This is a genomic window from Nostoc sp. T09 (genome assembly GCF_002154695.1).
Taxonomy (GTDB): domain Bacteria; phylum Cyanobacteriota; class Cyanobacteriia; order Cyanobacteriales; family Nostocaceae; genus Aulosira.
The window spans coordinates 1-9,684 of sequence record NZ_MTAV01000152.1 but is presented as its reverse complement, the minus strand read 5'-3'; the positions used below and the strand labels follow the sequence as shown (position 1 = coordinate 9,684).

Here is a 9,684-nt window from a genome sequence, read left to right as displayed (position 1 = left end):
TTGATTCTCCCCTACTAGTTCATTTGTTCGCGTTGAAAGGGCTGGGTGGGCATTGCCCACCCTACGTATATTTCTTATGGCATAAGGATTTTATTGAGGTTTGTAGTAGCTCGCTTTTGAAATCGCCAAATAGCCTCTTAACACCAAATCAAGGGTTTCAGCACCTGAAAACTTTTGTAACATTCATGTAGCACGGGTAAATCCGATTTTCTGTTACGATGCTACTGATACCCCGTCTTCTGGAGTATATACTGAAATGCAAATTGAACCATACGACAAGAGTCAACTTGATGCCATCAAAAGTCTTTCGCTTCAGGCATGGACTCCGGTCTTTGATTCGATTCAGAAAGCGATGGACCTTGACGTTTACCTCTCTTTCTATCCCGATTGGCGTGTAAGCCAGCTTCATGCTGTCGAGGAAGTCTGTGCTGCTGCGGACACAAACGTGTGGGTAGCGATCGACTCTGGTTCAACTGTGGGTTTTGTAGCCGTGAAACTTCACTCCCAGAACAGCATGGGAGAAATCTACATGGTCGCCGTCGCTCCAGACTATCAACGTCGAGGCATTGGCACCGCTATGATGGAATTCGCTCTTGATTGGATGAAAGCTGCTGGGATGTCAGTTGCTATGGTCGAGACCGGAGGCGATCCTGGTCATGCCCCGGCACGTTTTACCTATGAAAAGCTGGGTTTCAGGCTGTTCCCGGTCGCCAGGTACTTTAAGAAGTTATAGTGCGCCCGATTGTTGATTTTATCCGCTTCCAGAGAGTTTTACCCTAAAATTGACGATTCTACTCTGGTTTGCAAAGAAAGAAACAGACGCGATCGCTCGCGCCTGTAACTAAGTTAGGAGTGTTAAATGAACAAGTTTTGACTTCTTGCTTGTTTCTACTACAAATTCCCAACTCTGAATTCCCGATCGCCCTATGACAAGATTAATTATTAGGCGCGAAATTTTCTTTTAATCGCAGTCCCACTAACAATCCCACAATCACGAAAGCTGTCATGTAAGCCAGACTAATGAACCGCACTGAGAAAGGCGGTGCAACTCCTTCCACATCTATATCTTTTTGCACTTTAAAGGGCGTAAATTGGCGGGAAGCATTGGGTTGGGGAGCAATTTCCACCTCTAATTTGTGGGGTGCGCCATCAAAAAATCCTTGTTCCCAAGAAAATTGCCCTGTGGGATCGGGAACACCCTGGTATGCAAAAGCAACCCATCCATCTTCAAGCATGGTGGTTTTGATATTTAAAAGTAAGTCTTGGACTGGCTGATTTGTGTTTTCGTCAGTAACTTTTACCTGCAATGCAGCAGGTTTTCCGACGGTAGCGCTATCATCTCCCAATAATTGCGCTTGTAAACCCTGTTGTCGAACAATTCCAGAATTATCAACTGGCGCTGCGGTTGCCGATCCATGATGATCGTGATGCTCATGATGATGTGCGTGCCCGGAACTCTCTGAATGAGCAACTTCCGCACTGATATTCACGAACAAAAGAGCTGCGATCGCTACGACAATTACCCCACTCAACAATAATCGTACTTGCTGGGGTGCAATTTCTCCTGGTGCGATCGCTTGCCGTCCGCCAATTACCCAACCACCACCTAGCCCAACTAGTAATAAAATTACGGCGAGAATCGCAAAATTACGATATTTTACCCAATTCTCTCTTACTGATAATGTCAGGGTTTGCTGAATTGGCGTAAAGGCATTTGCTACTACTGGAGTAACATTCACTTTAAATTGATAGTTTCCCCGAATTGGCAATATTTGTTGTAATTCCAGCTGCCCTTTAGGGGCTATTGTCTCTATATCTAGTAGCTTGGTTCCCTCCACTATGGGGAAATCCGTCGTGAACCAAGGGGTTGGAGGTGGCGTGAAAATTTGCAGGTTAAATTTAGCATTATTTAAAGGTTTACCTGTTGAATTTTCTGCTCGCAACGCCAATTTGACTGGAGATTGGGGTGTAGTGGCTTCAGCTTCAAAGGGTATAATTTGGCTTGCTGGCGTTGGGCTAATCAGTCGCACATGCGGTTGAGGCGATTGGGAGAAGCCCGTAAAACTATAAAAAACTACACTCATCATACAAATAGCGCTGATGAGTGTATAAAGCTTAAATTTCGACATTGTGACTGTGGATTTCTACAGTACTAAAGGAGCTTATCAAACCTGATTGACCCAGCGTACAAGTTTTCATGTACTGTATTTGTCGGTTGATAGTGGGAAATCTTGAGCACTGGGTGCTAACGCTGATGATTCCCCCAATCCCAGCAGGATATGGGGGTTCAAAAATAGTTGCTAACTATTTAGTGGCAAGGCACCAGCAAAGTGTGGTGACGTGGGCTGTGTACGCGATCATGGATTGCGGGATAGGTCGTAAAATAAACAGTCCAGAGTGTCAACGTGCACAGTGAAACGAAAAGTGTTGCCTGTACAGGCTTTGATAAAGTCAAGCTTGCCGTCTTTTGCAACACTGAAGGATGAGTCTGAGTTGTCATCATATACCTCGTATGAATCTATAACAGTTAACGCATCGGCGGGCATTCCGGCTAGGGCTTGCTTTAGCAACTGCTTTCTTTGTGAACCTCGAAATTCATACCCAAGTTTTCCCATTACCTTTAGCGGTTGTTCTCCACTAAAACCGATTATTACGCAAATAACACAATATCTTAGTTTTTCCTAGCGTGCCACTCTGTATATTTATGCAAAGGCTTTAGTTTGAGAGCAATAGCGCTTATTGGTTACGCGAATATACTTTAGTACTTTGTCACAGAATCTATAACTATTACTTAGTCCTTAGTCACTGCAATAAACTACTGACTGATAGTTGAAGTATGTTTAAACACACTAAATATTAGAAATATTAAAGCAGATGTTTTTTACCCGCTAAACAATTCCACCCAGATTGTCAATCATCAGCGCTATTTGGCTGCGAACGCACTTCTAGAAAAAACTGTTCGATATACTGATTGTTTTTTTGTGGTTTTTGTGCCATTCTCCTTTACATAAGCAATTAGTACGGTAACTTGATAGATTTAACGTAGTTTTGAAATAGTCTACAAGAGGAGAATCGGCATGAAGCTTATATTCAGTCGAGCAAGTTTGAGGAAACTAAATTTTGTTCCAGTCTTCCTAGACTACTCAATTGCAATGGGGGATTAATTCAATGTCTCCCAAGAAGCCTGAAAAATCTTCCCCAATCCATAGCCGGATTTCAGTACCTCAAAGGTATTACAGGCAACCTGTTATTTCTCGATTAGTATCTCGCTATGGTTTAACTGTAAACATTACAGCAGCATCATTAGTATCGGGTAGTGAAAGCGATGGCTGGTTTGATTTAGAACTTTTAGGAAACCCGCAACAACTAACTAGTAGCCTAACTTACTTGCAAGGGTTGGGAGTGAATTTAGTAGAACTAGCGATCGCCAACCATATTCAATCCGATCAGCATTCCCAACCATTCCCAAATTCAGCGAACAAACTCATTACCAGTCAATCTGAAAAACTTAAAACTCAGTGGACAGAAGAATTCCAAGCATGGATTTCTCAAGGTCAAACTAATCGGCTACGCCTACAAATGTGCATCTTGAAAACCTATTACGAGAAACCCATAATTTCTGAACTGGTTTCTCGTTATGGATTAACAGTCAATATCACTAGCGCCATTCTTAACCCTGATATGCAAGATGATGGCTGGTTTGACCTGGATTTATGGGGCAGAACAAGGCAAATTTACTCTAGTCTGAGTTATCTAAAAAAGCTGGGATTACCTGTTTGGCCTGATTGGTCTAATACAGTGCGGCATAAAATTTTGGAATAAAAAGTTTTTTGAATTATTTACGATCTAATGACAGCATTTAATCAAGTTCAACTTAAAACAGCAGCCAGAGCCTCTGTGCTTCCATCACTGTATGAAAAAAGCCAGATTACTCAGATTCGTTTGTGCTTGTATATTCCTAATTGTTACCTAAAAGAGCCAGTGATTTCTCGGTTAATTTCCAATTATGGTTTGGTTGTTAACATTACTGGAGCAATGCTGGGAGCCAAAATAGGTGAACAAGGACGTTTGCATCTTGAAATTCGAGGCAGCGTGTCACAAATCTCTAAGGGTCTAGCTTATCTTGAATCTCTCAATCTCAAAATTGTGGGTAAGCCTAATGTCGATGGTGATAGCTGGTCTTGTTGAAAACAGGAAAAGAAGAACACAGAAAGAAATATTTTTATGCCATCTTTGTAGGTTTTATCCTGTCGGTTTTTAGCTTGAGAAATAAAACAATTTTTATCACCATGCATCCAATTTTATTATTGGGACTGCCTTATTTTTAAGTTATCTAGGGGCACGGCACCAGTAAAATAATTTGAGATACCAAAAGATTGTGGATGCCGTGCCCATACAAAGAATTTATCTGTCGTAAACATTATTTGAATTGGTATTAATTATGGGAAAATTCCACAACCAAGGGATGAAAATCCTTCTTCACCTATTCCCTGTTCCCCGTTTCCTGTTCCCCATTTTCAAAATTGACGTGACCAATTACTGGGCCAGCGTTCTACAACTACTTTAGTTTGAGTAAAAAATTCAACGGCGTGATTGCTTTGCCCATGTAAATCGCCAAAAAAGCTTTCTTTCCAGCCGCTAAATGGGAAAAACGCCATTGGTGCAGCCACACCAATGTTAATCCCAATATTACCTGCTTCTGCTTCGTAGCGGAATTTCCGAGCTGCTGCACCGCTGCTGGTGAATAAACAAGCCATGTTGCCATATTGACCGCTATTAACTAAGGCGATCGCATCATCAATAGTATCCAAATGTATTAAGCTCAGTACCGGGCCAAAAATTTCTGTACGAGCGATTTCACCAGATGGATTGACGTTTTGTAAAATTGTCGGTCGAATAAAATTACCTTGTTCGTAACCAGAAATATTTGGTTGTCGTCCATCAACTAGAAGATCTGCCCCTTCCTCTATCCCTTGTTGAATTAATTCCTCAATTCGGTTTTTACTGCGACCATCAATCACCGGCCCCATTTCTACACCTTTGTCTAAGCCGTTACCTACCACACGATTTTTCGCAGTTTCGGCTATAGCTTCTGTAAACGAGTGGCGTGCATCTGCAACTGTGATGGCAATAGATGCGGCTAAACAGCGTTGTCCAGCACATCCAAAAGCGCTATCAGCCGCAATGCGTGTGGTCATCTCGATGTCTGCATCTGGTAAAACAATTAAGGGATTTTTCGCACCACCTTGGCATTGCACTCTTTTACCATTAGCTGCGGCTCGACTATATATATATCTCGCTACTGGGGTAGAACCAACAAAACTAATTGCCCGAATCTGGGGATGATCTAAAATAGCATCGACAGTTTCCTTTGCACCGTTTACCAGATTGATTACCCCTTTGGGCAAACCTGTTTTGTCTAGTAAGTGAAAGATTTTTTGCATTGTCAGCGGGACTTTTTCCGAAGGCTTGACAATGTAAGTATTGCCAGTTGCGATCGCATAAGGCAAAAACCAAAATGGAATCATCCCCGGAAAGTTAAAAGGACAAATCACCGCCGCCACGCCCAAGGGTTGGCGAATCATCATCTCATCAATACCTGTGGCAATATCCTCCAGATTCGTTCCTTGCATCATCATCGGAATCCCACAGGCAACTTCTACATTTTCAATCGCCCGACGCATTTCACCCTTAGACTCAGCCCAAGTCTTACCACATTCTATTGTGATCGTCTGAGCTAAATCCTCATAATGTTCTTCCAACAAATTTTTGAGTTTAAATAAATACTGCACTCTTTCAGCCGCTGGTGTGCGCCGCCATGTCGCAAAAGCTGCCACTGCTGCTGCAACAGCTTGGTTTACCTCAGCCGCTGGTGAGATAGGTACTTGCGCCAGTATCTCTGCGGTTGCTGGATTGATCACATCTAAGTAGTCTGTAGCGTTAGGAGATGCACACCACCGACCGTTGATGTAGTTGGGTAAGGTTTGAATTGTGCTCATGAGGACAAGTTCAGATTTGTAGAATAGTAAATGCAGCAATATGGCTATCTTAGCTGTTATGCTTTTCGGCGTGACTGATTGAACTGGGGGCTGGGTTAATCCTTAGCGAGATTTTATGGATTTATTTGACCAGCATTTGCAGCAAATCACAGAAACGGAAGCACCGTTGGCTGCGCGGATGCGTCCGCGCACAATTGATGAATTCATTGGGCAAGATCATATTCTCGGACAAGGAAGGCTGCTGCGACGTGCTATTAGTTTAGACCAACTCTCGTCGCTGATTTTCTTTGGTCCACCAGGGACAGGCAAAACTACCCTAGCGCGTGTGATTGCAAACACCACCCGTGCTTATTTTATTGCGATTAATGCTGTGCTTTCTGGCGTCAAAGAGATTCGGGGAGCGATCGACCAAGCTCAAGAACGGCGAAAGTTCCACAATCAAAGAACGATTTTGTTTGTTGATGAAGTCCACCGTTTTAATAAGTCCCAACAAGATGCACTGCTGCCGTGGGTGGAAAATGGTACGGTAATTTTAATTGGCGCGACAACAGAAAATCCTTACTTTGAAGTTAACAAAGCACTAGTCAGCCGATCGCGGATTTTCCAACTCAAGCCACTAAACGATGAAGATTTATACGCTATAGTCCAGCAGGCGCTAACCGACAGAGAACGCGGTTACGGGAAAAAGCAAGTGCAAATTGCACCAGAGGCATTGGCTCATCTTGTGAATGTTGCTAACGGTGATGCTCGTTCACTGCTCAATGCTTTGGAATTAGCGGTAGAGACAACACCACCTGATAAAAAAGGTGTAATTCACGTTTCCCTAGCAGTCGCCGAAGAATCAATTCAGCAGCGTGCTGTTTTATACGACAAAGAAGGAGATGCCCACTTTGATACTATCAGCGCCTTCATCAAAAGTATCCGGGGTTCTGACCCGGATGCAGCTTTGTATTGGCTGGCAAAAATGGTCTATGCAGGTGAAGAACCGCGTTTTATTTTACGCCGCTTATTAATTTTAGCTAGTGAAGATGTAGGGCTAGCTGACCCCCAAGCAGTTGTAGTTATTAATGCTTGTGCAGAAGCCTTTGACCGTGTAGGGATGCCAGAAGGACGTTATCATTTAGCACAAGCAACCCTGTATTTAGCAAATGCACCGAAGTCAAACAGTATCATGGGTTTTTTTGATGCCTTAGCTGCGGTTGAGCATGAAAGGGAAGCAGAAGTTCCCACACACCTTAAAGATGGTAACCGAGACAAAAAAGGATTTGGGCATGGAGCCGGTTATCTTTATCCTCATGCCTACCGCGATCATTGGGTAGCACAACAATACTTACCAGTAAGTTTACAAGGACAAGTTTTTTACCAACCATCAGACCAAGGTTATGAACAGCAGATTGCTACGCGGGTGGCGCGTCGCCGTGAGGCGCAACTAGCCGCCTTAGTAGAAGGTGTAGGTGTCGCACCACTAGAAATCCTCACCTATGGAAATACTGATCGCAACTCAGAGAGGTGGTTGCAGCGCACACTTTCGCAAGTAGGAGAACAATTAGAAGTAGTACGCGATCGCATTTTTGATATCGCTCAAGTGCAGCGTCATCATCTCATTTTAGATATCAATGCTGGCAGTGGTTTACTTACTTGGGAAGCAATACGTCACGCCCCAGAAGGTGGAGTTTATGCTTGTGTGCAGAATAGTTCTGATGCTAATGCCTTAGCCGAACAAGCCGCAGCACTACCAGAATTAATACGTCCTCTAATTTTGCAGACTACATTAACTGAGTTAGCAGCAAAAACCACTGATATCAGATTTGACCGGATCATTGGACGCAATGCCCTACGTGCTGAACCTGATAAAGTCGCTACGGCAAAAACATTGGCTAAATTGCTGCAACCACAGGGAATGATTATATTAGCAGAAACAGTACCCCGTCATACACAAAGGTTTTATCGTTTACTAGAGTCAAAGAAATTGGATTTTGATTTGTATGAAAAGTTAGTGACTGCTGAAGAAGCTATTTATGCTGAGCAAACAGACCCGATGCTCAATTGGGATGCTGAGGATTTGCGAAAAGCTTTTGACGCTGCTTCTTTGGTAGTGCAAGTAACTCTTGAGCACAGTTCAACACAGATGCATATCACACAAGCTTTTATCAATCGCTTGTTTGCTACTAATGCAACTCACCCCAGTTATGCAGACCGTCTGGCTTGGAATCTGACAGTAAAAGAAATACAAGCTGTACAAAAACTATTTACTCAGTATTTGCTGAATCAAACAGTTACTTGGAATAGCACTATAGCCTTTGTACAGGCTGGGTAGAAAAATTTTCAAATTCGGATTTGGTATTGCTGAGTGAAAGTATTAATTAGTATCACGCAGAGGCGCAGAGTCACAGAGAATAAGTGACAGATGGGTAGAGGCACGGCGTCAATAAGATGACTTGTAAGTAGGTAGGCACAAATAAACCTAACTATGTAACAAAATGTAAAAAGCTCAAAACCTTTGTGATTGCTTCACTTCGCTGCGCTCCGTTCGCAATGACATAGTTATAAATTTTCCCGCCCACCTACTTATATACCTAAGAATTGTGGATGCCGTGCCCCAACGAAGAATTTATGCATCTTTCAATTGCGCTTCGTTAAGCCCACTGAGTATCAAAGGCATCTTGACCAGTGCCATAAATCAAGTCGCCATATTTCTGCAAGTGAGCGACTTCTTCAGGGGAGAGTGGCGAAGCGTGCAGAACGCTGAGGTTTTCTTCTAATTGCTGCCTGGTTTTTGGGGCGGTAAGTGCCAAACTTACAGCAGGATGACCTAATACATAACGGTAGCAGTCTGCTGCTGTGGGTGGTTGCATCTGCCAGTTGGGATGCTTTGTTAGTAGTGAACCCCAGCGTGTACAAGTAAATGCCACTACGGGAATATCAGCTTGGTGAGCCTTAGGTAAAACATCTTCTTCAGCTTTGCGGTGTGCCATGTTATAACGATGCATTAATACGTCACACCGATCGCGCTCGATCGTGTCTAAAGCAATCGGTCGGTTATGGGTGGTGACTCCTACATAGCGTATCAGTCCTTTTTCCTGCTGCGATCGCAATTCCTCAAGTATTGCCTGAACCTGTTTGCTATCATCACTGGGAGAGACGTATTCGATAAAAAACACATCCACGCCATCAACATCAAGACGATGGCGCACAGAGTCAAGATAACGACGCAAAGAATTGATGTCTCTGTTTTCGCTACCAGTTGCAACTAAAAGCTGTTCGCGCTTTTCTTTGAGCAGGGCTTTTAATCCATTCAGGAAGTTGTCATACTCCAGACTGTAAAAGAAAAAGTAATTAATTCCCGCCGCAAATGCCATTGAAATAGAAGTAACATCTAGCTGCGGCTGTGCTGCTAAACCGAGAATGCTGGCTTTTTGTCCTTGTTGGGTAACTAATTCCACGGTTAACTTCCTCCACTCCCTAATTACACTATAGGTTTGGAGACAATGGGATTTAAAGGATGCGATCGCAGTTCGGGATCTACACTTGTCCCATAATATTTTGATCCCCCTAAATCCCCCTTAAAAAGGGGGACTTTAAGAAGCTTTTCTCTTAAAAAGAGGGACTTTAAGAAGCTTTCCATTTAAAAAGGGGGACTTTGAGTCCAGTTTCCCCCCTTGAAAAGGGCAGGGCTGTTTCATTC

The 9,684-nt window shown here is 43.2% G+C and carries 7 protein-coding genes; 4 read left to right on the top strand and 3 right to left on the bottom strand.

All coding sequences use genetic code 11. The features are described from left to right. Positions 1 to 256: 256 nt before the first annotated feature. Entirely contained in the window at positions 257 to 733 is a 477-nt protein-coding gene (locus BV372_RS26955) for a GNAT family N-acetyltransferase (RefSeq protein WP_086689559.1), read from the top strand. 202 nt (positions 734 to 935) lie between these two features. On the opposite strand, the gene BV372_RS26950 is transcribed toward BV372_RS26955, so the two are convergent. Further along, a complete protein-coding gene (locus tag BV372_RS26950; RefSeq protein ID WP_256973473.1) occupies positions 936 to 2,087 on the bottom strand; it encodes a hypothetical protein in 1,152 nt (383 codons plus the stop codon). A 1,081-nt stretch (positions 2,088 to 3,168) separates the two neighbouring features. Between BV372_RS26950 and BV372_RS26940 the strand changes: the two genes are divergently transcribed. Both BV372_RS26940 and BV372_RS26935 read left to right on the top strand, forming a co-directional pair. Continuing rightward, complete coding sequence (locus BV372_RS26940) at positions 3,169 to 3,822, top strand: NIL domain-containing protein (RefSeq protein WP_086689556.1); 654 nt, start codon at positions 3,169 to 3,171, stop codon at positions 3,820 to 3,822. A gap of 27 nt (positions 3,823 to 3,849) precedes the next feature. Next, the gene (locus BV372_RS26935; RefSeq protein ID WP_086689555.1) at positions 3,850 to 4,188 is read left to right on the top strand and encodes an NIL domain-containing protein; all 339 of its coding nucleotides are present in this window, start codon (positions 3,850 to 3,852) and stop codon (positions 4,186 to 4,188) included. Positions 4,189 to 4,517: 329 nt separating this feature from the next. Here the strand turns inward: BV372_RS26935 and BV372_RS26930 are convergent, their stop codons facing one another. Next, positions 4,518 to 5,999: a CoA-acylating methylmalonate-semialdehyde dehydrogenase gene (locus BV372_RS26930; RefSeq protein WP_086689554.1), complete on the bottom strand. Its 1,482-nt coding sequence runs from the start codon at positions 5,997 to 5,999 to the stop codon at positions 4,518 to 4,520. Positions 6,000 to 6,114: 115 nt separating this feature from the next. Between BV372_RS26930 and BV372_RS26925 the strand changes: the two genes are divergently transcribed. Continuing rightward, positions 6,115 to 8,316: an AAA family ATPase gene (locus BV372_RS26925; RefSeq protein WP_086689553.1), complete on the top strand. Its 2,202-nt coding sequence runs from the start codon at positions 6,115 to 6,117 to the stop codon at positions 8,314 to 8,316. 319 nt (positions 8,317 to 8,635) lie between these two features. On the opposite strand, the gene BV372_RS26920 is transcribed toward BV372_RS26925, so the two are convergent. Further along, positions 8,636 to 9,442, bottom strand: a complete 807-nt coding sequence (locus BV372_RS26920) for an aldo/keto reductase (RefSeq protein WP_086689552.1) — start codon at positions 9,440 to 9,442, stop codon at positions 8,636 to 8,638. Between the last annotated feature and the right edge of the window lie 242 nt (positions 9,443 to 9,684).